Genomic DNA, 25,919 nt, shown 5'->3' with positions numbered 1-25,919 from the left:
GTTTCCGGGCGTCTGCATGAGCAACCATCGACTTGCTTTTTTTCTACTAGCCTGCCTATTCGCCTTTGCGACGATTGCGGTTTATGCGCCCGATCTGCGTGGCACATTCCTATTCGATGATTTTGCCAACCTTCCCGTACTCGGAGAAACCGGCCCTGTAGATAACGGGCCGACTTTCTGGCGCTACATCACTTCCGGGACGGCCGACCCGACCGGACGCCCGCTCTCGCTGCTCTCCTTTCTCATCGACGCGCGTGACTGGCCGGCCGAGCCTTGGCCCTTCAAGCGCACCAATCTCGCGCTGCATCTCATCAATGGCCTGCTGCTGATCCTGCTGCTCAAACGGCTGGGAAGAGCGCGCTGTACCGAGTCCACGCCATCCGTGGAGCGTCGACTTGACCTGGCTGCCGCGCTGGGCGGCGCGTTCTGGCTGCTGCACCCCCTCTTCGTTTCGACCACGCTCTATATCGTGCAGCGCGAGGCCATGCTGCCGGCCACTTGCACCCTGCTGGGCCTGCTCGCGTGGCTGCAAGGACGCAGCGCCTTCGCACAGGGGAAACCGACGCTCGGTACCGCCTGGCTGTTGATCGGCCTCGGGTTGTGCACCGCTCTGGCCACCGCGAGCAAGGCCAATGGCGTGCTGCTGCCCGCGCTGGTGCTGACCGTGGAAATAGTCTTTTTCGCGGAAAATCACAGCCCGGCAGCTTGGCGTGCGGCCGACCGCAGTGCCTATCGCCGCCTGATGCTGGTACTGGCCGGCATACCCAGCCTGCTGATCGCAGGCTATCTCGCCTTCGAAGGTTGGCGCGGTCTGACGCACGGCCTGGGCGGCGCGCGTCCCTGGACGCTCGGGCAAAGGCTGCTGACCGAGCCGCGGGTGCTGATGGATTATCTCAAGCTGCTGTGGCTGCCCCGGCCTTTCACCACGGGCTTATTCAACGATCAATACGTGGTATCGACGTCCTTGTGGCAGCCGGTCACGACCTTGCCGGCCCTCCTCGGCGTGATCGCTTTATTAGTGGCCGCGTGGGTCTTGCGCCGACGTGCGCCGGCGGTGGCCTTGGCCCTGGCCTTTTATTTCGTCGGGCAATCGATGGAATCGAGCACGCTGGCACTGGAGCTTTATTTCGAGCACCGCAATTACCTGCCGGCATTGCTGATGTTCTGGCCGCTGTCCTTGTGGTTGTGCGGCCTAAAAATGTCCGCGACCGGCACGGCCCTATTCCCCTTGACCCAACCGGCGATCCGCCTGCGGGGGGCGCTGGCCCTGGCCGTGCTCGCGGGCCTCGGCTGGATGACCCATGCCCGCGCAGACCTCTGGGGCAACGCGCAGGATCAAGCCCTCCTGTGGGCGCGACTCAACCCGAACTCGCCACGGGCGCAGGCCTTTGCAGCCCAGGCGGAAATGCAGGCCGGCCATCCGGAACGCGCCGTGGCACGCTTGCGCCCGGCCCTGGCCCAACGGCCGGACGAGGTGCAGCTGGCGCTCAATCTGCTGGCGGCACGCTGCCAGCAAGGGCATCTGGACGCAGGCACCTTGCACGCCGCGCTGCAGGCCCTGCGCACCACCCGCGATACCGGCACCTTGCTCGCGAGCTGGTTCAACCGCGCCATCGACCAAAGCGCAGAGCCCGCCTGTCCCGAGCTCGATCTCGCCACACTGGAGCAATTGCTGCAGGCCGCGCAGTCGAATCCGCGGCTGGTGGATCTCGCCGGCCGGCGGCAGGATCTCTACCATCTGCAAGGCCGCATTGCCCTGGCCAGACAGCAGCCCCAGGCGGCGCTGGCCGCCTTCAATACCGCGCTGGATCAGCAGGTGCGCCCGGAGGCGGCCTTTCAGCAGGCGGCCTTGCTCGGCTCGGCACACCAGCCCGCCCTCGCATTGGCCCACCTGGACCATTACGAAGCCGAGCGCGATCGCGAGGAAGCCCCGGCCTTCGGCATGCCGCGCATCCATGCGTGGGTATTGCGGCGACAGCACTATTGGGACAATGAACTGCTACGGTTGCGCCAAACCCTGCGCGACGACCTGCGTCCGATGCCTTCCCCATCCCCATGAAGTTGCCGAACTTCCGCCTGGCGGGCGTCGCCCTGATGGCGGCCATGATCGCCATCGCCATGCTCGTCTACTGGCCCGGCCTTGCCGGCGGCTGGCTGTTCGACGACTACCCCAACATCGTCGACAACCCCGGCGTGCAACCCTCGCAGGCAAGCCTGCCCGCGCTGGTGAATGCGGCGCTGTCCTCGCCGGCGAGTGATTTCAAGCGGCCATTGGCCTCGCTGAGCTTCGCCGCCAACTACCTCGCCACGGGGCTGGACCCGTTCGGCTGGAAGCTGGTCAACCTGGTCATCCACCTTTTGAACGGCGTGCTGGTGTACCTGCTGGCCCGGCGACTGCTCGCCCTCGCCGCGGCACGCGATCCGCGAGCCGGTCGGGACACGAGGCGCCACGACCTCATGGCGGCGCTGATCGCCGGCGGCTGGCTGCTGCTGCCGATCAACCTCACCGGCGTGCTGTACGTGGTGCAGCGCATGGAAAGCCTGGCCAACCTGTGCGTGCTGGCCGGGCTGCTCGGCTACGTGGCCGGCCGGCAACGCATGCGCGCCGGTCGTCCGCGCGGCGGCCTGGCGCTGGCCGTGGCCAGCCTGCTGCTCGGCACCGGCATCGGCCTGCTGGCGAAGGAAACCGCGGTGATGCTGCCGCTGTATGCCGCCGTCACCGAGTGGGTGCTGTTCGATTTCCGCCGCGGCGACGGCCGGCGCGATTTCGCCGTGGTCGGCCTGTTCGTGCTGACGCTGGCGGTGCCGCTGATCGCGGGCCTCACCTGGATGCTGCCGCACCTGCTGGCGCCGCAAAGCTGGGCCACGCGCGACTTCACCTTGCGCACGCGCCTGCTCAGCGAGGCGCGCATCGTCGCCGGCTACCTCCGCTGGACGCTACTGCCGACACCCGAGGCGCTCAGTTTCTATCACGACGACTTTCGCATCTCGACCGGCCTGCTGACGCCCTGGACCACGCTGCCCAGCCTGCTGCTGCTCATCGCCCTGGCCGCGCTGGCCGTGGCCTGGCGACGCCGCCGGCCGCTGGTGGCGCTGGGCCTGATGTATTTCCTCGGCTGCCACCTGTTGACCGGCACCATCCTGCCGCTGGAACTCATCTACGAGCACCGCAACTACTTCGCCAGCCTCGGCCTGCTGCTGGCGCTGGTGCCGCCGCTGTGCGCGCTGCCGGCCCCCGGTGCCGGCACGCCGCCGTTCGCGCTCGCGCGGCGCGTCGCGCTGCTGGCACTGTTCGTGCTGTGGACCGGGCTGACCGCGCTCACCGCGCGCGCCTGGTCCAGCCCGCTGCAGCTGGCCGAGGAACTGGCCGCGCGCGCGCCGCACTCCCCGCGCGCGCAATACGAACTCGGCCGCACCTACATCATCTATTCGCACTACGACCGCGCCTCGCCCTTCACCCGCCTGGCCTACGCGCCACTGGAACGCGCCGCCGCGCTGCCGGGCTCGTCCATCCTTCCCGAGCAGGCGCTGATCTTCATGAACGCGCGCATGGGCCTGCCGCTGAAGGATGCGTGGTGGGACAGCATGATCGCCAAGCTCAAGGCGCATCCGCCCGGCGTGCAGGACGAAAGCTCGCTCGCCGCGCTGGTCAAGTGCGCCCGCGACGGCGGCTGCCCGTTGCCCAAGGAACGCATGGTGGAGGCCTTCCTCGCCGCGCTCTCTCACCCCGACCCCAGCGCGCGGCTGCTGGCCTCCTACGGCGATTACGCATGGAACGTGCTGGGCGACCACGCCCTGGGTTTGCGACTGGCGCGCGAAGCGGTGGCGCGGGCGAGCAACGAGTCGGCCTACCGCGTTACCCTGATACGCATGCTGCTTGCCGAGGGACGCACGACGGAAGCCCGCGAAGCCCTCGCGCAGTTGCAGACCTACAACCTCGGCGGCCGGCTCGACGCCACCATCGCCGAGCTGCGCCGGTTGTTTCCGGCTCGTTGAAGTGCACCATCTGTCCATTCATCAACGGTCAGCGCTACCGGGCCATTGATACAGAAACCTTGAATAGCTCCTCTTCATTGTCCCGTTGGCTGGCCTGGCGCCCCGGCGCCTACCTGCGCGCGAGCGGCGGGTTGTTCGGCTGGCTGATGTTGCGCGCCGCAGCGCAGGCGGCGATGGTCGTCCTGCTCGCCCGCCTCCTGGGGGTGGACGGCTACGGCCTGTTCGTCACGGCCCAGGCGGTGAGCGGTTTTTTCTCGCCAATCGCCGGTTTAGGGTTGGCCTTGCTGCTGCTGCGAGACGGCGCCTGCGCGCCGGCAGAGCTGCCCCGGCACCTGGGCATGGCACTCGCGCTGTGGTGGCCGGCGGTGCTCGTCTGTGCCTTGGCGGCCACGGCGCTCCTTGCATGGAGCCTGCCTTCCCGCGTGCCGCTGACCGCACTCGCGGCCTTTGCCTTGGCCGATGTCGGCACAACCTCTTTCGTCGAACTCGCCGCCCGGGTCGAGCAGGCCCGGCATCGGGTGGGCGCTTTCGGCGCCATCCTGACAGGGCTGATGCTTGCCCGCCTGATCGGGCTGCTGCTCTATGCCGCCGCGGGCCAAGCCAGCGCGGTGGGTTGTTTGTGGGTGTATGCGATGGCCAGCGCGCTCTACGCATTGGCGCTGGCGCGACGCATGGTGGCCCAACATGCCCCGGTTTGGCCCAAGAAACGCCAATGGGCGATGGCCCGCGAGAGTCTCCCTTTCACGATCGGGGCGCTGTCGTTTCGCCTGCAGGCTGAATTCAACAAACCGCTGCTTGCCCGGGCGAGTTACGGCCAGGCGGGCAATTTCAGCGTGGCGCAGCGGGTGATCGATCTCGCCAGCCTGCCATTGCAAGCCTTGCAGGAAGCACTATGGCCGCGTCTTTATGCCGGGCGGCATTCGGCGCGGCAACTGTGGCTGGTCTGCGCCGTCCTGTGCGCGGCGGCCTTGCTGGGCGGCGGCGTGCTGGTGCTGCTTGCGCCCTGGGTGGCGCGCCTCCTGGGTGCAGGGTTCGAGGACACGGCGCACCTCGTCATGCTGCTTGCCCTGCTGCCGGCCTTGCAGCTCGTGCGCAACCTGCTCAACGCCGTCGTGGCGCAGCAGCGGCGCCAGTCGGTATTGACGGCGATTTATCTCATGAGCGGCGTGGCCGGCATCCTGTTCAACCTGTGGTTGGTGCCGGCGGCCGGTCTGCAGGGCGCGGCAGCGGCATCCTATCTGGTCGAAGCAGTGCTCCTTGCCCTGCTGGTGGCCGTCATCCTTTTGCGTTCAAAGTGGCATCTATGGGGAAAAGCAACATGAATGGAATGCCGCGATCAGAAAACTCAGTGGAAGAGTGGCCCCACGAGGGGCTGGAATCTCCCGGCAAATGCCCGGTGTGCCGAGGGACGGGTCAATCGTTGCTGCACGACGGCATGCGGGATCGACTTTTCCATGCTCCGGGGACGTGGCGTCTGCAGCGCTGTGGCGACTGCGGCGCTGCTTGGATCGACCCGCGGCCCACGCCAGAAACCATTGGCATGGCTTACCGAAAGTATTTCACCCATACAGGGGAAACAGATGAATCTGTAGGCCGCATGACTCCACAACGGCGGCTTTTTTTACGCACGACGGCACTTGCCGCCTTCCCTGGATTGCGCTTCCTCGTTCGGCCGCTGCTCCGATCTGCCGCAGCCTTGCCGTGGATCGGTGGCTTGATACGGGCCGAGCTGCGCCATGTCCCTTGGCCAAAACCTGGGCAGCGGCTGCTCGACTTTGGCTGCGGCAATGGTGAGTTTCTTCTGTTCGCCCGGGCCATTGGCTGGCAGGTGATGGGGATCGATGCCGATGCCGATGCCGTGGCAACGGCCCGTTCGAGGGGGTTGCCGGTGCAACAAGGCGGCGTCGAAGCATTGGGGGAAGGACTGGGGCGCTTCGATGGCATCACCCTTTCGCACGTGATCGAGCATGTGCACGATCCTGTCGAGCTACTGCGACGCTGCCATGATCTTTTGGTGCCCGGCGGCTGGCTCTGGCTGGAGACGCCGAATCTCGATTCGCAAGGTTATCTTCGTTATGGGGAGAATTGGCGCGGATTGGAACCGCCGCGCCATCTCGTACTTTTTACCCAAGACTCGTTGGCCCAAGCGCTATGCAAGGCCGGTTTTATTGACCCGCCTCAGGACATGCCGTGGCGTCCTCTTTGCCGCCGCATTTGGGGGATTAGCGAGCAACTGGCTGGTGGTGCGGGGGAAGATTTGAAACGACTCGTGGCCGATGCCGAACGCCGTGCGCGCATTGATCCCAAAGTGCGGGAATTCATCAGCTGGCGCGTGCGCAAACAGGGATGAGGCAGGGTGCGATCTACTTCAGGAGGATGAAGTCGAGGCGAGCTCCCATCCTTTCCATAAGGCCTGCCAAGGCGTCAGGCTGCGCAGCCGCACAGACCGAACCGCAGCCCGTGCAGGCAGTATGAGGAACCGACCCAACAAATTGATGATGTATCTCGGGCGGGAGTGGGATAGTTTGCGTGCCAGCAGCCAGTGCGCCGCGACCATGCGTTCTTCGTAAAAGGTGGAGCCCTGGCCGCTGCCAGCGTTGCCGGCGTGGCGGACGAGAATCTCCGTGACGTGCGCCATGCGCTGCGGGCCGAGACGGGCGCCGAGCATCACGTCCTCGCCGTACATGAAGAAATCCTCGTCGAAAAGCGGCAGATTGATCCGCTCAGGGGCGATCAAAAGCGCGCAGCCGCTGGGGTGCGTCACCGAAGCGGGAAGGGCGTGGGATGACAGGATGCCGGTGTGGCGCTGGTAATACGTGGCGCCGCTGGTTCGCCCGCCTTGGTCGATCAGGGGGAAAGAGATCACGGCGGCTGGTTCGGCCTCCAGCGCCTGCCGCAGCTTGTCGATGGCGCCGGGCAGCACTTCGGCATCGTTATTGAGAAGAAAGACCCATGCCTGCGGCCAGCGGGCGAGAATCGCCGCGATGCCACGATTGACGCCGGCGGCAAAGCCGAGGTTGGTGGGTGACACCTCGAGCACTACCCGATCCGGTTGGTCCCGGCACACGCTGATGCCCTTCGCGCTCGTGCCGCCGTCGCCCGTGTTGTCCCAGACGAGCACGGCATCCGCCCCGTCGGCGAGCAGACTGCGCACGCAGCGATCCGTGAGCGCGGCATGGCGGTAGTGCAGCGTGAGGCCAATGACAGGGCTGCGCATCAGCGTTCCGCCTTTGTTGCGAGTCCGTCACGCAGGCCGCGCAGCATGGCTTGGACTTGCGCTTTGCGGCGGGGGTCGGACAGCGCATGCACGATGAAGGTGACGAGCAGCTTGATCACCGCCCAGGCTTTCCACACGGTGGGCACGTCATTCCGCCGCATCAGGATGACGGCATTGCGGAACAGAAAATAATGCCGCCGTGGCGAGCGGCTGGGCCACACGCGCCAGCCGAACAGCCAGAAGCGCACGCTGGCTTCGCCCATGCGATGGAGAAAGCCGACCTGCGGAATGCCGTACAAGGCATGGCCGGCAGCCAGCACGCGGAACGACCATTCGGTGTCCACGTGGTCGATGAACAGCGCATCGTCCAGTCCGCCGAGTTCGCGGTAGATGGGGGCGGGAATCAAGCTGCCGCTGCCGTTCAGGTTGGCGAGCCGTACCGGTTCGGTTTGCGTGGCCGGTGGAAAGCGGCGCTGCCAGCGCCAGCGCGTCATGCAGTGAAAGCCGTGCTGCAGACCGGTGTGGGCATCCACCAGGCGCGGGCCGGCGCAGCCGGGCGGATAGCCCTGTTGCAGCAAGGTTTCATAGGCTTTCAAGAGGCGCTGCACGCCGTCGGGGCCGGGCTCGGTGTCCTGATCCAGCAAGAGCAGGTAGGCGAGATCGGGCGCGATTTCTAACGCCTTGCGCGCGCCGATGTTGAGGCCGGCGGCGAGGCCGAGGTTGTCAGCATTGGCGATGAACACCGCGCCGTGCGCCTCGCACAGCGCGCGCAGCGGTTCGCGCAAGTCCGGGGCCGAGGCGTTGTCCACCACCACCCGCAGCGCGTCGGCGGGCAACTGGCGAAGCTGGGTTGCCAGTATCGCCAGGTCCGGGTTGTAGGTAACGGTGATGGTGGCGAGATTCACGTCAGGGCCTGCCACAGTCGTTTTCCGAATTCGTCCCAATTGAACCGCTCGGCAAAGACACGGATGCCGGCCTCTTCCAAAGGCTGTGCCAGAAACTTCAACACGGCACGGGCGAAGGCTGCGGCATCGCCGGGCGGCACCAGACATCCACTGACGCCATCGGCGACCGCATCGACCACCCCGCCGGTGGCGTAGGCCACGGTCGGCAGCCCGTGCGCGGCCGCTTCCACCGCCACCATGCCGAAGCCTTCCGGGTCGCCGGGCAGCTCGCGTATGGGGAAGACATGCACGGCCGATGCGCGATAGGCCACGGACAACTCAGCGTCGTCGATGCTGCCGAGAAAACGTACATGCCCGCCCGCGCGGCACGCCTCTTCGAGTATCTGCGCCGGGGTTTGCGCCTTCGCATGCAACGCATCCGCCGGTGCGGCGCCGATCACGACGAACAGCACGTCCGGCCGCGCCGCGACGATGTGCGGCAGCACGTCGACGACGAATTCGCGGATGCCCTTGCGCTCGCTCAGGCGGCCGACGGACAGCAGCAGCGGACGCTCGCCAAGACCGTGGCGCTGGCGAAACGCGCGCATGGCGTCGTCACCGGGCAGCGATGCCGGCACTTCCACGCCGGGATGCACGATGCCGATGCGCGCCGCGTCGATGCCGGCCTTGAGGGCCAGCGCGCGGGTGGCGTGGCTGTTGGCGATCACCCGATCCATGCGTCGCAGGGCCGGCAGCCACAGCCGCCGATAGAGCGGATGCGCGACCGCCAGATCCAGCCCGTGCACATAGACGGCGGCGCGCGCACCGACACGACGCGCTGCCAGCAGCGCGAGCGGCGCGGTCAGGCCGCTGCCGGCGAGCACGAGCCCGGGGCGGAAACGACGCGCCTCGCGCAACGCCTGCAGCTGCGCAAGGCCCAGAAACTTCCCCAACGGTCGCAGCGGCACTTCGATGACCGGCACGCCGGCCGGCGCCGAGGCTGCCGCGCCGGCCGGGCCGATCACGCGGACCTCGCTCCGACGCGCGAGCTCCTGCGCCATGTGCCAGTTGAGCCGCTCCATGCCGCCGACCAGCGGCGGCAGGTTGCGCGTGACTATCAGGACGCGCGGCGGCATGGCTTGCCCGATGCGGATCGTGCCGAATCAGTCGCCGCGCTGAGGCTGCCCACGCCATGCAATCGCGTGCCTCGTGCCTCCTCGCGAACGGTCTTCTTCAGCATTTCGGTGTGCGCGCCATGTGCATCGCATGAGGCACGGAAGCCCGTTGGCGACGGGCCTTGGCAGGATGAAGCGCATTGGGAAACGCCTGATCCTTCGGATGTTGAGGCCAAGGTCGGGGCCCCGGCATCGGGGCAGTGGGTGATTCGAGCCCATCGTGCGGCGTTTGCACCGATCATCGCGCGGATCCCGTCATCCATTCGCCATCTTGCGCGGACGGCCGCCCTTGCGGCCATTCTCACGGGAGCTGGAGGCCTTGGCGGGGCTCCGCACGCTACCACCGGCCGCGCCGAGCTGGGCTGCCATCCATCGCTTGGAACCGAGCTGACCGGCCAGGAGACCGGGCACGTACAGATCCGCATCCAGCTTCGGCCAGTGCAGGCCCAGGCCTGCAGGCGTAATTTCGATGCAGGCCAAATCCTCGGGCGCGGCGTCTGCCAAGCCCTGGATCAGACGCGACGGAAAGCTGATCTGCACGCCCGTGTTGAGCTTCACAATCACGCGCGATGTACGCCGGTCGTAACGGGCGGCCACGACATAACCTGCCTGGCGGTGTGCCTGGGCGCGCTTCTCGGCTTGGACGAGGCCGTCTTCAATAGTGGCCATGAATTTCCCTCCATTCGGCGCATAGGGCGGCGAGATGATCGGTCAGGATCGCTTGGATACGGGCCACGTCCGATCGACCAAAGCCATAACTCTCGCGCAGGATTGGTGGGCCGTTCGGGCAATTCAGCATGAATACCGCCTCTCCATGACCGACCACGTGGACATGGTTGGGACGATGGTCGTTCGACGCGTAAGCGACCGATGCGCAAGGCCGTGGGCATGGGGGTCGACTATACCAAAAACCTAACCGCTTTGGATATTTCACCTATTGCGCCTGGTACATCGAATCGAACTTCGGACCTTTGGATTGCCATGGCCGACGGAGCTCGCCATGACGCTACGGAGATGACCGCGCGTGGCCAAGGCCGCACGCTCACCCATCGCGCCGGTACATCAGCATGGTGATCTGCTCGGAGACCAGGCCAATCAGGAACACGATCACCGCCGCGCTCCACAGCAGCGTGCTCATGTTGGTCAGCCGGCCGCTGTGCAGGAAGGTGATGGCGTAGTTGAGGCAGCCGAGCAGGAAGAACACCAAGGCGGCCGGCGCGAACAGTTTCAGCGGCGAATACAGCGTGGCGATCTTGAAGATGATGAGCAGGAAGCGCAGGCCATCCTTGAACGGGCGGATGTGGCTCTTGCCCACGCGCGCGGCGGCCTTGATCGGCACGTAGGCCACCGGGTAGGCGCTGCGGAAAAACGCCATGGTGCAGGTGGTCGGATAGCTGAAGCCGTTGGGCAGCAGGTAGAGGAATTCGCGGAACTTGTCCGCACGCACGGCGCGAAAGCCGGAGGTCAGATCGGCCACCGGGTGCCCGGTCATGCGGCTGGCGAGCCAGTTGTAGAAGGTGTTGGCCACGCCGCGGCCGACGCCGGCCTGGCTGCCCCAGTCGCGTGCACCGACGGCCATGTCGTAACCCTCTTCCAACTTGGCGAGCAGGCGCGCGACGTCGGCCGGATCGTGTTGGCCGTCGCCGTCCATGAACACCAGCACCTCGCCGGTGGCCGCGCGTGCACCGCGCTTGATCGCCGCGCCATTGCCCATCGCGTAGGGCGAGGAAAGGCAACGCACGCCGGCCTCCGCGCAGACTTGCCGGGTGGCGTCGGTGGAGCCGTCGTCGACGACGAGGATTTCCGCCTGCGGATAAAGCCCGCGCAGGCGCGGTAACAGCCCGGCCAGCGCGGCGGCTTCGTTCTTGGCGGGCAGGATGATGCTGATGCGGTCCAAGCAGCGCTTTCCCCCGGGTTGATGCCCGATCATAGCCTGGGGCCGCGGCCGCGCACGTGCGCCGCGCATCCAAAACGCCTTGGAATGCCAAACGCCGCGCATCGAGCGCCAATGGCGAGAGCCGCACGCGGCGCGGCCTCCACGCATATACGCGCATGAAGGCCGCGCGGCTTGTACTCATCCCAAGCCGACACCGCCGCCGTGCGCCATGCCGGCGGCACGGCCGTTGGCCACGGCTTACAGGTCGCGCAGACTCTCGACCTCGCCGCTCGCGCCCACCGAAAGCAGCTTGAGCGTGTTGGTGCCGCCGCCCTGGCCGACGCGATCGCCGTGGGTCACGATCACGCGGTCCCCTTCGGCGAGCCTGCCCTGCGAGAACAGCAACGCGATCGCGCCGCGGGTGGCCGCGGCCATGGTCTCGCCGGCATTGCGGTAGGCGACCGGCTGCACGTCGCGCAGCACCAGCATGCGGCGGCGCGCCTCGGCGAACGGCGACAGGCCATAGATCGGCACCGCGCTGCGGTAGCGCGACAGCCATTGCGCGGTGGCGCCCGACTCGGTCAGTGCCACGATCGCGCGCACGCCGATGGCATTGGCCAGCAGCATCGCCGCGCGGGCGATCGCCTGGTCGGTGCGGTCGAGACGGTGGCCGGCGGCGGTGAGGTCTTCCTTGGGCTCGAACTGGCGCTCGGCGCCCAGGCAGATGCGCGCCATCGCGGCGACGGCAAGGTCAGGATGCGCGCCGGCGGCGGTCTCCTCCGACAGCATCACCGCGTCGGTGCCGTCGATCACCGCGTTGGCGACGTCGAGCACCTCGGCGCGGGTGGGGATGGGCGAACGCACCATCGACTGCAGCATCTGCGTGGCGGTGATCACCGCGCGGTTGCGCGCCACCGTCTCGCGGATGATCTTCTTCTGCAGGCCGGGCAGCTCGGCGTCGCCGATTTCCACGCCGAGATCGCCGCGCGCGACCATCACCACGTCGGAGGCGTCGATGATCTCGCCGAGCACGGGAATGGCGTCGGCACGCTCGATCTTGGACACCAGCGAGGCATTGCCACCGGCCTCGTGCAGCAGGCGGCGGGCCTCGTGCATGTCGGCGGCGGTGCGCACGAAGGACACCGCCAGGAAGTCGGCGCCGATCTCGGCGGCCAGCTTGATGTCGGCGCGATCCTTGTCCGAAAGCGCATTGACCGAGAGGCCGCCGCCCTGGCGGTTGAGCCCCTTGCGGTTCGACAGCCGCCCGCCCACCAGCACCCGGCAGTGGATCTCCTGGCCGGCCACACGCTCCACCTTGAGCGCGATGAGGCCATCGTCGAGCAGCAGCACGTCGCCGGGTGACACGTCGCCGGGCAGGCCGTAGTAACTCACGCCCACGCGCGTGGCATCCCCCGGCGGCGCGTCGGGCGAGCAGTCGAGCACGAACGGATCGCCGACCTTGAGTTCCACCGGGCCGTTGGCGAATGTCTCGATGCGGATCTTCGGCCCCTGCAGATCAGCCAGCACGCCGACCTCGCGGCCGAGTTTCTGCGCCAGCTCGCGGACCGCGGCGGCGCGCATGCGGTGATCCTGCGGCTGCCCGTGGGAAAGGTTGAGCCGGACGATGTCCACCCCGGCGACGAGGATTTTCTCCAGCATGCCCGGCGCGTCGGTGGCGGGCCCGAGGGTGGCGACGATTCTTGTGCGACGCAGCGAATTTTCGGTAGTCATGCTTCCAACCTAGCAGAACCTTCGGCCGATGCCAGCGACCGGCGCCGGGCTATTTTCCCCTGCCGCGTGCGTCACCAGCGACCAGCCGCCGACCCCTTGCGCGACCGTCCGAGTGGTATGGGCCCCATCCCCTTGATGACTTGCCAAAAGCCCCGCTTTGGTCTGCCGCAACGCGGCGTCTCAGGGAAGATCCATGCCGATCCACGACCCGGCCATGCAAGCCGCCACCGTAGCGGCGAAGACCTGACCGCAAGGTTCCGCGAACGGCTTCTTTGAGGGCAGCCAAAACATGCTGCTTTGCAGCAAAATGACTTCATCGCGCACCATTCCTCGTCGCCCTGTAAATGCTGGTCCTGGGCCTTCCATTCGCCCACTCCCGGCGAGCAGAAACGGGGCTGGCGTGCCAACCTGGCAGACATTGACCAAGGTTCGGTCACCGTGCGGCCGCACGCTCAAAGACCGGCCCCATACGATCGATATGGTGGCGATCGTGCGGCAAGAAGCGCGCCGGCCGCGGCGTCAGCGTGCGGGCTGGCTCTGGCGGATCTGCGCGTCCACCGCGGCGATCGCGGTCATGTTGACCACGCGGCGCACGGTGGAGGCGGGGGTCAGGATGTGTGCCGGCTTGTCGATGCCCATCAGGATCGGCCCGATCGCCACGCCGTCGGTCATCACCCGCACGATGTTGTAGGCAATGTTGGCGGCGTCGAGGTTGGGCATCACCAGCAGGTTGGCGCGTCCGCTCAGGGTAGTGTGCGGGAAGATGCGTCGGCGCAGCGCCTCGTCCAGCGCGGTGTCGGCCTGCATCTCGCCGTCGACCTCCAGCCGCGGCGCGCGGGCCCTGAGCAGTTGATAGACCTGGCGCATCTTCGCCGCGCTGGGGTTGTCGTGGCTGCCGTAATTGGAATGCGACAGCAGCGCCACCTTGGGTTCCACGCCGAACAGCTTGAGCCGGTAGCTGGCCTGCAGCGTGGCCTCGGCGATCTGCTCGGCGGTGGGATCGATCTGCACGTGGGTATCGAGAAAGAACCAGGCGCCGTGGTCGTTGATGACACCGGTCATCGCCGAGGTGCACTGCACGCCAGGATCCAGGCCGAACACGCTGCGCAGGTAGCCGAGTTTCTTGTGGTAGCGGCCGACCAGCCCGCAGATCAGCGCATCGGCCTCGCCGCGCTCGACCATCATCGCCGCGATGAGGGTCGGTCGCGAGCGCATCAGGTTCTTGGCCGCGGCGGGCGTGACGCCTCGGCGTTCGTTCATGGCGTGGTACTGCTGCCAGTATTCGTTGAAGCGCGGATCGTCGTTGATGTTGGTGAGTTCGAAGTCGATGCCTTCGCGCAGGCGCAGGTTGAGCCGCTGGATGCGCATGCGGATGACTTCCGGCCGCCCGATCAGGATCGGCAAGGCGAGTTTTTCATCGACCACCGTCTGCACGGCGCGCAGCACGGTTTCCTCCTCGCCTTCGGCATAGACCACGCGCTTGCGGTCGGCGCGGGCGCGTTCGTACACCGGCTTCATGATGAGCCCGGTGCGGTAGATGAACTGGCCGAGCCGCTCGCGGTAGGCCTCGAGGTCGGCCAGCGGCCGGGTGGCCACGCCCGAATCCATGGCCGCCTTGGCCACCGCCGGCGCCAGCATCACCAGCAGGCGCGGATCGAACGGACGCGGAATGATGTAGTCGGGACCGAAGGTCGGCGGCTCGCCGCCATAGGCCGAAGCCAGGTCGCTGGCCTCCATGCGGGCGAGCTGCGCGATCGCGTGGACGCAGGCGATCTTCATCGCCTCGTTGATCGCGGTCGCACCGACGTCGAGCGCGCCGCGGAACAGGTACGGAAAGCACAGCGCGTTGTTGACCTGATTGGGATAGTCCGAACGGCCGGTGGCGATGATCGAGTCCGGCCGCGCCGCGCGGGCCTCCTCGGGCATGATCTCCGGCCGCGGGTTGGCGAGCGCGAGGATGATCGGCCGCGCCGCCATGGTCGCCACCATCGCCGGCGTGAGGATGCCGCCGGCGGAAAGGCCGAGGAAGATGTCGGCGCCGGCGACGATCTCGGCCAGCGTGCGCTTGTGGGTGGCGCGTGCGTAGCGGCGCTTGTCCGGATCGAGATCGGTGCGCTCGCTGTGCAGCACGCCGTCGCGATCCATCGCCAGGATGTTTTCCGGCTTCAGCCCCAGCGCGACCAGCATGTCCACGCAGGCGATGCCGGCCGCGCCCATGCCGGTGGTGGCGAGGGTGACTTCGTCGATCCGCTTGCCGACCACTTCCAGCGCGTTCAGCACCGCCGCGCCGACGATGATCGCGGTGCCGTGCTGGTCGTCGTGGAACACCGGGATCTTCATCCGCTCGCGCAGCTTGCGCTCGACGATGAAGCACTCCGGCGCCTTGATGTCCTCCAGGTTGATGCCGCCGAAGGTCGGTTCCATCGCGGCGATGATCTCGACCAGCTTGTCCGGGTCGCGCTCGTTGAGCTCGATGTCGAACACGTCGATGCCGGCGAACTTCTGGAACAGCACGCCTTTGCCTTCCATCACCGGCTTGCCGGCGAGCGGGCCGATGTCGCCCAGACCCAGCACCGCGGTGCCGTTGGTGATGACCGCCACCAGGTTGGCTCGCGCGGTGAATTCGCTGGCTGCATGGGCGTCCTCGACGATCGCCTCGCAGGCGGCGGCGACGCCCGGCGAATAGGCCAGCGCCAGATCGCGCTGGGTGACCAGCGGCTTGGTCGGCGTCACCTTGATCTTGCCCGGCCGGGGATGGCGGTGATACTCGAGCGCGGCCTGGACGAGTTCCTCGGGGATGCTGGGCATGGCGTTGGCGGTGACCGTTTGCTAGGGGGACTAAAGCCCGCGGACGGGGCCGCGCGATGGTAACACCGGCCCCTTACCATCCCTTGGCGCAACGCCGCAGTCAGGCGGCGGATGCGTTCTGCGCCGTCAGTGTTCCCTGCGGCAACCGAGGCACATGGTCTCGTAGGGAAAGACGACTTCCGCCTGGCCGGCGAGTTCGGGCGTGGCGTCGATCAGCGCCTGGACCTTCATCATCACCGCCTGCTGCGCCTGCGGTGCAAGCGCGGCGATGAAGCTGACCGAGCGGGTGCGTTCGAGGATCACCTGCGCGGGCGGGCCGCGATGGCCGTGGGCGAAGCGCTGCTCGCGCAGCGGCCCGAAGCCCGGCGCGGGGAACAGTTTCCGCCAGTGCTGGCTGTGATAGCGCGGTGCCCCGCCTTCACAGGGCGCCACGATGGCGGCGAGCGCGGCCACCCAGTCCACGCGCTCGTCGCGTACGTTCCAGATCAACCCGAGCGCGCCGCCCGGCTTCAAGACGCGCCGGATCTCGGCCAGCGCCGCCGGATTCGCAAACCAGTGGAAGGATTGCGCGCAGACCACGGCATCCACGCAGGCATCGGGCAACGGCAGGTGTTCGGCGGCGGCGCCCAGCACGGCGAGGCCGGGGTGGCGCTGCTGCAGTTGCGCGCGCATCGCCGCCACCGGCTCGACCGCGAGTACGTACGCACCGGTCGCCCGCAGGTTCGGGGTGAACTTGCCGGTGCCGGCGCCGAGGTCGACCGCCCGCTTGCCCGGGCCAAGCCCCAGCGCATCGCGCAGCCAGCCCTGCACCGCGGGCGGGTAACCGGGGCGTCCGCTGGCATAGGCATCCGCCCGGACGGCATAGCCTTGCGCGGCAGCGGGATGGATCGGGGACATGGGGGGACTCCCGGCTCGACTCGTCGCAGCGGACCGAGCGCATGGCAAGCCACGCGCGACTTCGCCGGAGCGACGATGGGCGGTGGTTCAATCGCGCTCGCGCCGGTGCGGGCCGTGCGGGCGATCCGGCCCGCGGTGGCCGCGTTCGCGGCGCAGGCGCGCCTCCAGCGTGGCGGCCTGTTCCTCGCGCTCGTCGCGCAGCTTGAGGTAATGCCGCCAGCGTTCGGGCGAGAGTTCACCGCGGTCCAATGCGGCCTGCACGGCGCAGCCCGGCTCGCTGCCGTGGCCGCAGTCGGCGAAGCGGCATTGCGCGGCCAAGGCCTCGATGTCGGCGAAGAGCTCGAGTTCCTCCTCGCCGGTGAGCTTGAGCTCGCGCATGCCGGGCGTGTCGATCAGGCAACCGCCGGAGGGCAGCATGAGCAGCGCCCGCCGCGTGGTGGTGTGGCGGCCGCGGCCGTCGCGCTCGCGCACCGTGCCGGTGGCCATCGCCTCGGTGCCGAGCAGGGTGTTGGTGAGCGTGCTCTTGCCGGCCCCGGAGGAGCCGACCAGCACGGCGCTGTCGCCGGGTTTCAGGTACGGCGCGAGCAGCGTCGCGGTGGCCGCATCCTTGGCGTTGATCGCATGGACCGGAACGGCGGCGCCGACACGGGCATGGACCGTCTCCACGGCGACGGCGACCTCCTCGGGCGTGCGCAGGTCTCGCTTGCCGAGCAACACCACCGGCTGCGCGCCGGAACCCTCGATCAAGGCGAGATAGCGCTCGATGCGCGCCGGGTTGAAGTCGGCATCGAGGCCGGTCAGCACGAACACGTAGTCGATGTTGGTGGCGATGATCTGGCGCGCATAGCGCTCGCCGGCCGCCGCGCGGGCAAGCACGCTGCGGCGCGGCTGTACGGCGACGATGTGCGGCGGGCGGCCGTCCTCGACCTCGACGAAATCGCCGACCGCCGGCCGCTCGGCCGGATCGAGGCCGCGTTTTAAGAAATACCCGGCCGGCTGGGCGCCGAACAGGTGCTCGCCGTCGTGCAGCTCGTAACCGGCGCGATGCTGCACCACCACCCGCGCCAGCCGGCGCCCCGGCGGCGGCAACGCGTCACCGCGCCAGCCGATGCGGCGCAGGCGGTCGATGGCAACGCTGGTGTTCATGGCCTTCCTTCGTTAGGGACGCAGCCGCGGCACGCCGTGTTCGTCGCGTTCCTCGAGCGCGATCGGGCGGGTATCGATCACGCCCGGGCGCGCTTCGGCCAGCGGCGCGGCCACCTTCTCGCCGCGCGTCACCGCGAGCGCATTGCGATAGGCCGCCTGCGCCTGCGTCCACTCGCCGAGCGCGGCATGCACGTCGGCCAGCGCCTCCCAGGCGGCGGGGTCGGGCGCGAGCGCCAACGCACGCTCGAGGTACTGGCGCGCCTTGGCCCATTGGCCGAGCTTCATGCTGAGCCGGCCCAGCGCGTACAGCAACGCCGGGTCGTTGGGATGACTGGCCAGCCAGCCTTCGGCGCGCGCCAGGCTCGCGGCGGCGTCCACGTCACCGAGTGCGGCCCAGGCACGGACCAGGGCCGGCGACCATTCCCGATGCAGGGCCGCCTCCAGTTCGTCCATCGCCGGCAGCAGCAGCCCGAAAGCAATGGCGCGCCGGGCATAGGCTTCCACCGCCGCGGGCACGCGCCGCTGGGTCTTGGGCAGCTGCGACCACAGGGTGTTGAGCTCGGCGGCGTCGGCTGCCGCGGCGAGACTGGCGGTGAGGATGCGCGATTCGAGTTCGGCATAGGCCTTGGGCCCGAGCGCGCCGCTCTGCCGCAAGGGTTCCAGCGCACTGCGCGCGCGGCGCAGATCGCCGGCGGCCAGCGCGGCCAGCGCCAGTTCCCGCCAGCCGCCGGGCGTGAGCGTTCGGGCGTCGGCTTCCGGGACGAGCAGGGCCAAGGCCTCGGCCGGCTTGCCGGCGCGGCGCAGGGTGCGTGCGCGCAACACGCGGGCGGCGCGCGGCGCGGCCTGGCCGGCCTGGTCGAGGATTTCCAGCGCGCGGGCGTATTCGCCCCGCCGCGAGGCGGCCTCGGCGGCGGCGAGCAGGGCCGGGCCACGCAGGGCCTCCAGGCGCGCGGCACGCTGCAGGTCGCGCTCGGCATCGCCGTGGCGGCCTTCCATCAACGCCACCAGACCCTCGCCGAGGCGACGCCGGCTGATCCGCCGGTGACGCCGGTTCAAGGCGCCGAACGGCCAGCCGAGCAAACGCCACAGCAGCACCAAGAGCGCCCAGGCCAGGAGCAGCAGGACCAGCGCGGCGATCGCCGTGGTCTCCACCCGCCAGCCGCGCAGACGCACCAGCACGTAGCCCGGATCCTCGGCCAGCCAGGGCCAAGCGAAGGCGGCGAGCGCCGCGATCACCACCAGCAGCAGCACCCAGCGCCAGGCTTTCACGGCGGCGTCCCGGTCGAGGCGGCGGGTGCCGGCGCCGCCTGTTGCAGGGCATGCACCGCGCGCAGGTTGCGCAGTTCGGCGAGGGCGCCGCCAAGCCGCACCGGCGGTGCCGGGGCGAGCTGCGCGAGCAGTGCGGTCACCGCCTCGCGGGCGGCCTGCACGCCGGGATCGGCGTCGTCGAAACGCGCGAGCGCGGCGGCCACCCGCCGCAACGCCGCGGCGGCGCCCGGCGTGTCGTGGGCGAGCAGCGCGGCCTGCGCCTGGGCCAGGTCGAGCGCGACGAGTTCGCGCGCCAGCGTGGTATCGGTGGCCGCCAGCGGCGTGCCGTCGTCGCGACGCACGCTGAGGACGCCGCCCAGGGCATGCAGCAGCCGGGCCCAGGCGCCGTCGTCGTGGCCGCGCTTGTCCGCCGGCAGGGCCGGCTTCAACGGCCAGGTGGCGACGCTATCGCGCAGGCGCCCGAGCGTGGCCACGCCGGTCTCCAGATCCGCCGGCCGGCTTGCCAGGAGCGCCTGCCGCTCGGCCGCCAGGCTACGGCGCACACCGGAATAGGCGCCGTCGTTGACGGCGGCCAGGGCCTGGTCCGCGAGCGCATAGGCCGTCGCGGCACCCTGGGCGTCGTGGAATAGCGCATAGCGCTGCTCGCCGAGGCGCAGCAGCGATTCGGCCTCGTCCAGCAGCAGCGTGTCGTGCGCGGAGAGACTCTTCTGCGCCAGCCGGGCGACCGCGTCCTCGAGGTTGCGCAGCCGGGTTTCCTGGCCGGAAAGGCTCTCGCGCAGCGGCTGTACGGCCTGTTCGAGGCGGAGGAGACGGTCGCGGGTGTCGACGTCTTCCGCACCACGATCCTTGAGGCCGTGTTCGAGCGTTTTCAGCCGTGCATCGAGCGCAGCCAGATGCATGCGGGCAAGCGCCGCCTCGCGGCCCTGCTGCCATTGCCGCCAGCCGACATAACCGGCGCCGAGCAGCGCGAGTAGCGACAGCAAGAGGGCCCAGGCCAGGCTGCCGCCACGGGAAACCGTCTCGCGGGCAGGCGGCGGCCGCGTGTCGGACGACTGGCTGGAGGCGGGATCTTGAGGCTGATCAGAACTCATGCGCGGCATGCTAGCAGCCCGTCAGGGGCCGCCCATGATCGGGACGTGAAGGCAAGCGTGGCCCGAGCCGGCACGCCGCGCAAGCCGTCAGCGCGCGGCGGCGGCGAGCAGGGCGTCCGGTCGCGCCGAGGCGGCGATCACCACGCGTGCGAAGCCGGCTTCACGCGCGATCGCGGCCAGGCGCGCGCTGCTCGCCACCGCCACCGCAGCGCAGAGCCGGCGCCAGAGCGGCGCCGGCAGCGAGTGCTGCAGGTTGGCCAGGGCCTCGGCGCTGGAAACCAGCACGCGTGCGTCGGCCGGCAGGCGGGCCAGCGGGTCGAGGTGTCGCCGATCCAGCCGTGCCGGCAGACGCCGATAGACCACCGCCTCGGCAAGGCCGCCGCCGGCGCTCAGCAGCCGCTCGCGCAGCAAGCCGCGACCGCCGGCCGCACCCACCAGTGCCGTGCGTTTTCCACGCAAGGACGCGACCGGCAGCAGCTCCAGCAGCCCTTCGCTGTCCTGCCGTGTCGGCACGCGGGCGGCGATGCCGTGGCGGGCGAGCGCCTGCGCGGTGCCGGCGCCGACGGCATAGGCCGCGCCGCGCAGGCGCAGGGGCTCCAGCCGGGCGGCATAGCGCACCGCCGCCGGGCTGGTGAATACGACGAGGTCGGCCGCCAGCGCCATGCGCAAGGCCTCGCGCGCCGCAGGATCGGCCGACGGACGCAGCGCGAGCCCCGGCAGCCGCACGGGGATGCCGCCGGCGGCGCGCACCTTGCGGACGAGCCCGGCGGCGGTCCCGACCGGACGGGTGATGACGATCGTGCGGCCGCGCAGGTCGAGGCGATCGGGGTCGTCGGCAGCCGGGTCCATCGCGAGAGTGTAGCCGCGCCGCCTACACTGGCGTCCCGCGTCGTCCACCGAGAGGCCGCCACCATGCACGCCCACCCTTCCGCACAGGCCCTGGTCGACTTCATCCGCGACGAGATTCCGCTCGCGCGTGCCATGGACGTGCGCCTCTACCACTGCGGCGAGGGTGTCCTGAGCCTGGCCGCGCCGCTCGCACCCAACGTCAACGACAAGGGCTGCGCCTTCGGCGGCAGCCTGGTCAGCCTGATGACGCTGGCCGGCTGGGGGCTGGTGGAGCTTGCGCTGCGGAACCGTTCGCTGGCTTGCGACGTGTTCGTCGCCGATTCGTCGGTGCGCTATCTGGCGCCGGTGTGGCAGGACTTCCGCGCCGAGGCGCGGGTGGCCGAGGAAGCGTCGTGGCCGGCGTTCTTCGCCGCCCTGGACGAACGCGGCCGCGCCAGCCTGCCCGTCCTCGTGCAGGTGCCGGGCGAGGACGCTCCGGCGGCCACGCTCCAGGCGCGCTTCGCCGCCAGGCGGCGCGGCTGATCGGGCACAATGGCCCGGCCTACGATGGACAAGGACCCGCGATGCGCCGCCTGCCGCCGATCCTCTGGCTGACGCTTGCCCTGCTCGTTGCCGGCTGCGCCAGCGACCAGCGCAACCAGTCCCTGACCGCCACGCTCAACGCCTACGCCAACGCCCTGCGCTGGGGCGACTTCAAGACCGCCGAGCAGTTCGTCGATCCCAAGCTGCGCGCGGAACATCCACCGAGCGCTCTGGACTGGGCGCGCTATGCGCAGCTTCGCGTCAGCGAATACGACGACGATACCGGTCCGATCGCCGACGGACCTGATCAGGTCCGCCAGACCGTGCGGATCCATCTCATCAACGTGCACACGCAGACCGAGCGCAGCGTGATCGACCAGCAGACCTGGCGCTATGACGCCAAGCTCAAACGCTGGTGGCTGACCAGCGGCCTGCCCGACGTCACCCAGTACTGACAAAGGGTTCGCCGTATCGCCATTTCATAACATCGCGGCGGCTAAGCTGGCGGCGGTTTTCGCCACCTCGCGGGAGGTCTTATGCCACGCGTCAAAGACAAAATAATCCTGGTCACCGGTGCCGCCATGGGCATGGGCCAGTCGCACAGCGAGCTGCTCGCCGCCGAGGGCGCGCGGGTGTTCGTCGCCGACCTGAATATCGCCCTGGGCGAGGCGGTGGCCGAAGGTATCCGGCAACGCGGCGGCCAGGCCGAGTTCCTGAAGCTCGACGTAACTCAGGAGGCCGACTGGAACACCGCGGTGGCAAGGATCATCGAACGCGCCGGGCGCATCGACGTCTTGGTCAACAACGCCGGCATCCTCATCAGCAAGCCGGTGCAGGACACCACCAACGAGGACTGGGACCGCATCTTCGCGGTCAACGTGCGCGGCACCTTCCTCGGCACCCGCGCGGTGATACCGCACATGCGCCAGGCGGGCCGCGGCAACATCATCAACATCTCCTCGATCTACGGCCTGGTCGGCGCGCCCAACGCCTGCGCCTACGAGGCTTCCAAGGGCGCGGTGCGCCTGTTCACCAAGGCCTGCGCGGCCGATCTCGCGCCATTCGGCATCCGCGTCAACTCGATCCACCCGGGCGTGATCGAGACGCCGATGACGCGCGAGGCGCTGGCCGACAAGGCGCACCTCGAGCAACTGCTCGGCCCCACCCTGCTCAAGCGTCCGGCCAAGCCGATCGAGGTCTCGCAGGCGGTGCTGTTCCTGGCCTCGGACGAATCCTCCTTCGTGCACGGCGCCGAGCTGGTGGTCGACGGCGGCTACACCGCCAACTGATCCTCGCCGGCCGGCTTTCATGGCCGGATCTTCCGGACGCGGTTTTGCGCCGCGTCCGGCGCTTGCGGATAATCGCCGGTTTGCCCTGCCGAGAAGCCTCGCCGCGATGAACGACGTTCTGCACAAGCTCCCTGCCTTCCTGGGCAACCACCTGGCGCTGGCGGCGCTGTTCGTGCTGATCCTGCTCGGGCTCATCGTCACCGAGGTCATGCTCAAGCTGCGCAAGTACAAGACGCTGACGCCGGCGGGCCTGACCCTGCTCATCAACCGCGAGCAGCCGCTGCTGATCGATCTCTCCGCGCGCGCCGACTACGAGAAGGCCCACCTGCCCGGCGTGCGTCACGTGCTGCCCAGCCAGTTCGACCCGGAGCACAAGGACCTGGCCAAGGCCAAGGAACTGCCGGTGGTGCTGATCGACCGCGACGGTCGCGGGCTGGACAAGCCGGCCCAGCGCCTGATCAAGGCCGGCTTCAGCCGGGTCTACGTGCTCGAGGGCGGCACGCTCGCCTGGCAGCAGGCGCAGCTGCCGGTCGCCAAGGGCGGCAAGTAGGCTTCAGGCCCGCTGCGCGCGGATGCCGGCGCGGGCGGCGAGTATGTGCGCCAGCGCGTCGGGAGCGTACTCGAAGGAGTCGAAATACAGCCGCGACTCGGGCAGGCCGGCGGCGAGGAAGGCATGCCGCGCGGCATCGATCATCGCCGGCGGGCCGCTCATGTAGACGTCGTGGCCGGCCAGATCGGGCCAGTCCTCGAGCACCGCCTGGTGCACCAGCCCCGCACGCACGCCGGTGGCCGCGGCCTCGGCGGGATCGGACAGCACCGGATGAAAGCGCAGCGGCGGCTCGGGCCGGACCCAGGAGCGTGCCAGGTCGCGCAGGTAGAGGTCGGCCAGGCTGCGCGCGCCCCAATAGAGATCGATGGGCCGGCGCGTGCCCAGCGCCAGGAAGTGCTCGATGATCGCCTTGATCGGCGCGAAGCCGGTGCCGCCGGCGACGAACAGCAGCGGGCGCTCGGAATCTTCGCGCGGAACGAAGGTGCCGAGCGGGCCTTCGACGTGCAGCCGGTCGCCCACGGCGAGCCCTTCGGCCACCCAGCCGGTGAAGCCGCCGCCGGCGACGTGGCGCACATGCAGCTCGATCGCGCCGTCGCCGCGCGGGGCGTTGGCGATCGAGAACGAGCGCCGCCGGCCGTCGGCAAGCAGCACGTCCAGATACTGCCCCGGCAGCCAGCGTAGCGGCGTCTCGCCCGGCGCCGGGACGAGGACCAGCCCGACCACCGCCGGCGCCAGCACCTGCTTGGCCGCCACCGTTACCATCAGCCGCCGGCGCGCGATCTCCTCCACCGAAGGCACTTCGCGCGCCTCGATGACCAGATCGCTGCACGGCACCGCCTGGCAGAGCAGGATCGCGTGGTGCGCGCGCTCGGCCGCATCCAGCGCCAGCGGCGGCTGATGTGGATAACGGCAGCGTCCTTCGCGCAGGGTCGCCTTGCAACTGCCGCAGGTACCGGCGCGGCACGAATACGGCAGCGCGATGCCGGCGCGCTGGGCGGCCTCGAGCACGGTTTCGCCGGCGGCCACCGCAAAGCGGCGACCCGAGCCATGGAGGGTGACGTCGAACACGAGGCGCATTGTCAGTGTGAGGGGCAGGCACGACAATGCGGTCCGGCCCGGCGGGAATCAACACACATGGCGATCTGGAAGCAGGACACCTCTCTCGAGCGGCTCAACGGCTGGAGCCGCGACACCCTGATGGAAACGCTGGACATCCGCATCACCGCCGTGGGCGAGGACTGGCTGGCCGGCACCATGCCGGTGGACCGGCGCACCCATCAACCCTACGGCCTGCTGCACGGCGGCGCCTCGGTGGCGCTGGCCGAGACGCTCGGCAGCTTCGCCGCGCTGCTCACCCTCGATCCCGAGGAGGAAATGGCGGTGGGGCTCGAGATCAACGCCAACCACGTGCGCGGGGTGCGTGCCGGCACGGTGACCGGCACCGCGCGCGTGCTGCACCTGGGCCGGCGCACGCAGGTCTGGGACATCCGCATCGAGAACGAGCAGGGCGCGCTGGTGTGCGCCTCGCGCCTGACCATGGCCGTGGTCCCGGCCACCCACGCGCGGCGCTGATGTGCGCCATGCCACGGCCGCCGGCCGGCGACGCGCCCGCGTTTGACGCAGCGAAAGCCCGGCCGGCGAGCACGCACGCGCCCTATGCCGACCTCACTCCCGATCGCGTGCTCGACGCCGTGGCCGCCTGCGGGCTGATGCCCGACGGCCGGCTGTTCGCGCTCAACAGCTACGAGAACCGGGTCTGGCAAGTGGGGCTGGAAGACGCCGCGCCGGTGGTGGTCAAGTTCTACCGGCCGGGCCGCTGGAGCGACGCGGCGATCCTGGAGGAACACGCCTTCGCCGGCGAGCTTGCCGGGGCCGAACTGCCAGTGGTGGCGCCGCTCGCCTTCGCCGGCCGCACCCTGCTGCACCACGCCGGTTACCGCTACGCGATCGCGCCGCGCCACGGCGGCCGCGCGCCGACGCTGGAATCGGTCGAGGAGCTCGCCTGGCTCGGCCGGCTGATCGCGCGTATCCACGCGGTCGGTGCGCGTGCGCCATTCCTGCATCGCGGCGCGATCGACCGCGCCACCCTGGTCGAGCGCCCTTCCCGGGCCGTCCTCGCCTCGCCCCTGCTGCCCGCGGCGCTGCGTGACCGCTACCGGGCGGCCGTCGCGCGCCTGGACGAGGCGATCGCCGCACGCGAGGCCACGGTCGGCACGGTGCGCAGGCTGCGCTTGCATGGCGACTGCCATCCCGGCAACGTGCTGTGGACCGACGCGGGACCGCACTTCGTCGACCTCGACGACGCGCGCATGGGCCCGGCGGTGCAGGACCTGTGGATGCTGGCCCACGACGAGCGCGCCATGCATGGACTGCTGGACGGCTATACGTCCATGCGCGACTTCGACCCCGCCGAGCTGGCGCTGATTCCCGCCCTGCGCGCGATGCGCCAGGTGCACCATGCCGGCTGGATCGCCGCGCGCTGGAACGATCCGGCCTTTCCCGCCGCCTTTCCGTTCGCGGCCGAGCCGTCGTGGTGGGAGCAGCACGTGGCCGACCTCGGCGAGCTCGCCGAGGCGCTCGGCTGAAACCGACCTTGAACCCATCGACCCCGGAGCATCC

The 25,919-nt window shown here is 69.3% G+C and carries 24 protein-coding genes; 10 read left to right on the top strand and 14 right to left on the bottom strand.

The genetic code is table 11. From position 1 onward, the window contains the following. The first annotated feature begins 16 nt into the window (after positions 1 to 16). From ALSL_RS02110 to ALSL_RS13555, 4 genes are all read left to right on the top strand, one after another. Positions 17 to 2,059 (top strand): tetratricopeptide repeat protein, encoded by a 2,043-nt coding sequence (locus tag ALSL_RS02110; RefSeq protein ID WP_126536209.1) that lies wholly within the window; start codon positions 17 to 19, stop codon positions 2,057 to 2,059. Continuing rightward, the gene (locus ALSL_RS02105) at positions 2,056 to 3,996 is read left to right on the top strand and encodes a hypothetical protein (RefSeq protein ID WP_231700274.1); all 1,941 of its coding nucleotides are present in this window, start codon (positions 2,056 to 2,058) and stop codon (positions 3,994 to 3,996) included. The genes ALSL_RS02110 and ALSL_RS02105 overlap by 4 nt, the downstream gene beginning before the upstream one ends. A gap of 77 nt (positions 3,997 to 4,073) precedes the next feature. Further along, a complete protein-coding gene (locus tag ALSL_RS02100; protein WP_161970919.1) occupies positions 4,074 to 5,318 on the top strand; it encodes a lipopolysaccharide biosynthesis protein in 1,245 nt (414 codons plus the stop codon). Positions 5,319 to 5,536: 218 nt separating this feature from the next. After that, positions 5,537 to 6,346 (top strand): class I SAM-dependent methyltransferase, encoded by an 810-nt coding sequence (locus ALSL_RS13555; RefSeq protein WP_161970918.1) that lies wholly within the window; start codon positions 5,537 to 5,539, stop codon positions 6,344 to 6,346. 18 nt (positions 6,347 to 6,364) lie between these two features. On the opposite strand, the gene ALSL_RS02090 is transcribed toward ALSL_RS13555, so the two are convergent. The 13 genes from ALSL_RS02090 to ALSL_RS02030 all read right to left on the bottom strand — a co-directional run bounded on the left by ALSL_RS02090 (position 6,365) and on the right by ALSL_RS02030 (position 20,939). Beyond that, positions 6,365 to 7,213, bottom strand: a complete 849-nt coding sequence (locus ALSL_RS02090) for a glycosyltransferase (protein ID WP_126536202.1) — start codon at positions 7,211 to 7,213, stop codon at positions 6,365 to 6,367. Then, complete coding sequence (locus tag ALSL_RS02085; protein ID WP_231700273.1) at positions 7,213 to 8,118, bottom strand: glycosyltransferase; 906 nt, start codon at positions 8,116 to 8,118, stop codon at positions 7,213 to 7,215. Before ALSL_RS02085 ends, ALSL_RS02090 begins: the two co-directional genes overlap by 1 nt. Then, positions 8,115 to 9,233: a glycosyltransferase family 4 protein gene (locus ALSL_RS02080; protein WP_126536198.1), complete on the bottom strand. Its 1,119-nt coding sequence runs from the start codon at positions 9,231 to 9,233 to the stop codon at positions 8,115 to 8,117. Before ALSL_RS02080 ends, ALSL_RS02085 begins: the two co-directional genes overlap by 4 nt. A 294-nt stretch (positions 9,234 to 9,527) precedes the next feature. Next, positions 9,528 to 9,941, bottom strand: a complete 414-nt coding sequence (locus tag ALSL_RS02075; protein ID WP_126536196.1) for a DUF2442 domain-containing protein — start codon at positions 9,939 to 9,941, stop codon at positions 9,528 to 9,530. After that, positions 9,928 to 10,098 carry a hypothetical protein gene (locus ALSL_RS13890; RefSeq protein WP_198410667.1) on the bottom strand — a complete coding sequence of 57 codons (171 nt, stop codon included), beginning with the start codon at positions 10,096 to 10,098 and terminating at the stop codon, positions 9,928 to 9,930. Before ALSL_RS13890 ends, ALSL_RS02075 begins: the two co-directional genes overlap by 14 nt. Before the next feature lie 216 nt (positions 10,099 to 10,314). Further along, positions 10,315 to 11,169 (bottom strand): glycosyltransferase family 2 protein, encoded by an 855-nt coding sequence (locus ALSL_RS02065; RefSeq protein WP_126536194.1) that lies wholly within the window; start codon positions 11,167 to 11,169, stop codon positions 10,315 to 10,317. A gap of 237 nt (positions 11,170 to 11,406) precedes the next feature. Beyond that, a complete protein-coding gene (pyk, locus tag ALSL_RS02060) occupies positions 11,407 to 12,879 on the bottom strand; it encodes a pyruvate kinase (protein WP_126536192.1) in 1,473 nt (490 codons plus the stop codon). Positions 12,880 to 13,398: 519 nt separating this feature from the next. Further along, complete coding sequence (locus ALSL_RS02055; protein ID WP_126536190.1) at positions 13,399 to 15,687, bottom strand: NADP-dependent malic enzyme; 2,289 nt, start codon at positions 15,685 to 15,687, stop codon at positions 13,399 to 13,401. Between the two features lie 126 nt (positions 15,688 to 15,813). Beyond that, positions 15,814 to 16,584 (bottom strand): class I SAM-dependent methyltransferase, encoded by a 771-nt coding sequence (locus tag ALSL_RS02050; RefSeq protein ID WP_126536188.1) that lies wholly within the window; start codon positions 16,582 to 16,584, stop codon positions 15,814 to 15,816. Positions 16,585 to 16,671: 87 nt separating this feature from the next. Next, the gene (gene rsgA / locus ALSL_RS02045) at positions 16,672 to 17,730 is read right to left on the bottom strand and encodes a ribosome small subunit-dependent GTPase A (protein ID WP_126536186.1); all 1,059 of its coding nucleotides are present in this window, start codon (positions 17,728 to 17,730) and stop codon (positions 16,672 to 16,674) included. 12 nt (positions 17,731 to 17,742) lie between these two features. Beyond that, the gene (locus ALSL_RS02040; protein ID WP_126536184.1) at positions 17,743 to 18,999 is read right to left on the bottom strand and encodes a heme biosynthesis protein HemY; all 1,257 of its coding nucleotides are present in this window, start codon (positions 18,997 to 18,999) and stop codon (positions 17,743 to 17,745) included. Beyond that, a complete protein-coding gene (locus tag ALSL_RS02035) occupies positions 18,996 to 20,090 on the bottom strand; it encodes a uroporphyrinogen-III C-methyltransferase (RefSeq protein ID WP_126536182.1) in 1,095 nt (364 codons plus the stop codon). The genes ALSL_RS02040 and ALSL_RS02035 overlap by 4 nt, the downstream gene beginning before the upstream one ends. Positions 20,091 to 20,177: 87 nt before the next feature. Continuing rightward, positions 20,178 to 20,939, bottom strand: a complete 762-nt coding sequence (locus ALSL_RS02030; protein WP_126536180.1) for a uroporphyrinogen-III synthase — start codon at positions 20,937 to 20,939, stop codon at positions 20,178 to 20,180. A 63-nt stretch (positions 20,940 to 21,002) separates the two neighbouring features. On the opposite strand from ALSL_RS02030, the gene ALSL_RS02025 reads away from it, so the two are divergent. The 4 genes from ALSL_RS02025 (at position 21,003) to ALSL_RS02010 (ending at position 23,300) form a co-directional block, all read left to right on the top strand. Then, complete coding sequence (locus tag ALSL_RS02025; RefSeq protein ID WP_126536178.1) at positions 21,003 to 21,461, top strand: YiiD C-terminal domain-containing protein; 459 nt, start codon at positions 21,003 to 21,005, stop codon at positions 21,459 to 21,461. Positions 21,462 to 21,502: 41 nt separating this feature from the next. Continuing rightward, positions 21,503 to 21,916 (top strand): outer membrane protein assembly factor BamD, encoded by a 414-nt coding sequence (locus tag ALSL_RS02020; protein WP_126536175.1) that lies wholly within the window; start codon positions 21,503 to 21,505, stop codon positions 21,914 to 21,916. Positions 21,917 to 21,997: 81 nt separating this feature from the next. Next, positions 21,998 to 22,750 carry a glucose 1-dehydrogenase gene (locus tag ALSL_RS02015; protein WP_126536173.1) on the top strand — a complete coding sequence of 251 codons (753 nt, stop codon included), beginning with the start codon at positions 21,998 to 22,000 and terminating at the stop codon, positions 22,748 to 22,750. A 106-nt stretch (positions 22,751 to 22,856) separates the two neighbouring features. Then, positions 22,857 to 23,300, top strand: coding sequence for a rhodanese-like domain-containing protein (locus tag ALSL_RS02010; protein WP_126536171.1), 444 nt, complete (start codon positions 22,857 to 22,859; stop codon positions 23,298 to 23,300). 3 nt (positions 23,301 to 23,303) lie between these two features. Here the strand turns inward: ALSL_RS02010 and ALSL_RS02005 are convergent, their stop codons facing one another. After that, positions 23,304 to 24,368, bottom strand: a complete 1,065-nt coding sequence (locus tag ALSL_RS02005; protein ID WP_231700272.1) for a 2Fe-2S iron-sulfur cluster-binding protein — start codon at positions 24,366 to 24,368, stop codon at positions 23,304 to 23,306. 66 nt (positions 24,369 to 24,434) lie between these two features. Here ALSL_RS02005 and ALSL_RS02000 point away from each other — a divergent pair, with 66 nt between their 5' ends. Together ALSL_RS02000 and ALSL_RS01995 are read left to right on the top strand one after the other, a co-directional pair. Further along, positions 24,435 to 24,872 carry a hotdog fold thioesterase gene (locus ALSL_RS02000; protein ID WP_126536167.1) on the top strand — a complete coding sequence of 146 codons (438 nt, stop codon included), beginning with the start codon at positions 24,435 to 24,437 and terminating at the stop codon, positions 24,870 to 24,872. An 8-nt stretch (positions 24,873 to 24,880) separates the two neighbouring features. Further along, positions 24,881 to 25,885, top strand: a complete 1,005-nt coding sequence (locus tag ALSL_RS01995) for a serine/threonine protein kinase (protein WP_126536165.1) — start codon at positions 24,881 to 24,883, stop codon at positions 25,883 to 25,885. Positions 25,886 to 25,919: the final 34 nt, after the last annotated feature.

Source organism: Aerosticca soli (assembly GCF_003967035.1).
Classification (GTDB): Bacteria; Pseudomonadota; Gammaproteobacteria; order Xanthomonadales; family Rhodanobacteraceae; genus Aerosticca; species Aerosticca soli.
This window is presented reverse-complemented; position numbering and strand designations above follow the sequence as displayed.

What these genes read in the sequence shown, in the direction of transcription:
- ALSL_RS02110 (WP_126536209.1), top strand. Translation starts at nt 17, where the DNA reads ATGAGCAACCATCGACTTGCTTTTTTTCTACTAGCCTGCCTATTCGCC.
- pyk (WP_126536192.1), bottom strand. Translation starts at nt 12,879, where the DNA reads ATGACTACCGAAAATTCGCTGCGTCGCACAAGAATCGTCGCCACCCTC.
- ALSL_RS02035 (WP_126536182.1), bottom strand. Translation starts at nt 20,090, where the DNA reads ATGAGTTCTGATCAGCCTCAAGATCCCGCCTCCAGCCAGTCGTCCGAC.
- ALSL_RS02080 (WP_126536198.1), bottom strand. Translation starts at nt 9,233, where the DNA reads ATGCCGCCGCGCGTCCTGATAGTCACGCGCAACCTGCCGCCGCTGGTC.
- ALSL_RS02010 (WP_126536171.1), top strand. Translation starts at nt 22,857, where the DNA reads ATGAACGACGTTCTGCACAAGCTCCCTGCCTTCCTGGGCAACCACCTG.
- ALSL_RS02105 (WP_231700274.1), top strand. Translation starts at nt 2,056, where the DNA reads ATGAAGTTGCCGAACTTCCGCCTGGCGGGCGTCGCCCTGATGGCGGCC.
- rsgA (WP_126536186.1), bottom strand. Translation starts at nt 17,730, where the DNA reads ATGAACACCAGCGTTGCCATCGACCGCCTGCGCCGCATCGGCTGGCGC.
- ALSL_RS02015 (WP_126536173.1), top strand. Translation starts at nt 21,998, where the DNA reads ATGCCACGCGTCAAAGACAAAATAATCCTGGTCACCGGTGCCGCCATG.
- ALSL_RS02050 (WP_126536188.1), bottom strand. Translation starts at nt 16,584, where the DNA reads ATGTCCCCGATCCATCCCGCTGCCGCGCAAGGCTATGCCGTCCGGGCG.
- ALSL_RS13555 (WP_161970918.1), top strand. Translation starts at nt 5,537, where the DNA reads ATGGCTTACCGAAAGTATTTCACCCATACAGGGGAAACAGATGAATCT.
- ALSL_RS02030 (WP_126536180.1), bottom strand. Translation starts at nt 20,939, where the DNA reads ATGGACCCGGCTGCCGACGACCCCGATCGCCTCGACCTGCGCGGCCGC.
- ALSL_RS02055 (WP_126536190.1), bottom strand. Translation starts at nt 15,687, where the DNA reads ATGCCCAGCATCCCCGAGGAACTCGTCCAGGCCGCGCTCGAGTATCAC.
- ALSL_RS02020 (WP_126536175.1), top strand. Translation starts at nt 21,503, where the DNA reads ATGCGCCGCCTGCCGCCGATCCTCTGGCTGACGCTTGCCCTGCTCGTT.
- ALSL_RS02025 (WP_126536178.1), top strand. Translation starts at nt 21,003, where the DNA reads ATGCACGCCCACCCTTCCGCACAGGCCCTGGTCGACTTCATCCGCGAC.
- ALSL_RS02000 (WP_126536167.1), top strand. Translation starts at nt 24,435, where the DNA reads ATGGCGATCTGGAAGCAGGACACCTCTCTCGAGCGGCTCAACGGCTGG.
- ALSL_RS02090 (WP_126536202.1), bottom strand. Translation starts at nt 7,213, where the DNA reads ATGCGCAGCCCTGTCATTGGCCTCACGCTGCACTACCGCCATGCCGCG.
- ALSL_RS01995 (WP_126536165.1), top strand. Translation starts at nt 24,881, where the DNA reads ATGCCACGGCCGCCGGCCGGCGACGCGCCCGCGTTTGACGCAGCGAAA.
- ALSL_RS02075 (WP_126536196.1), bottom strand. Translation starts at nt 9,941, where the DNA reads ATGGCCACTATTGAAGACGGCCTCGTCCAAGCCGAGAAGCGCGCCCAG.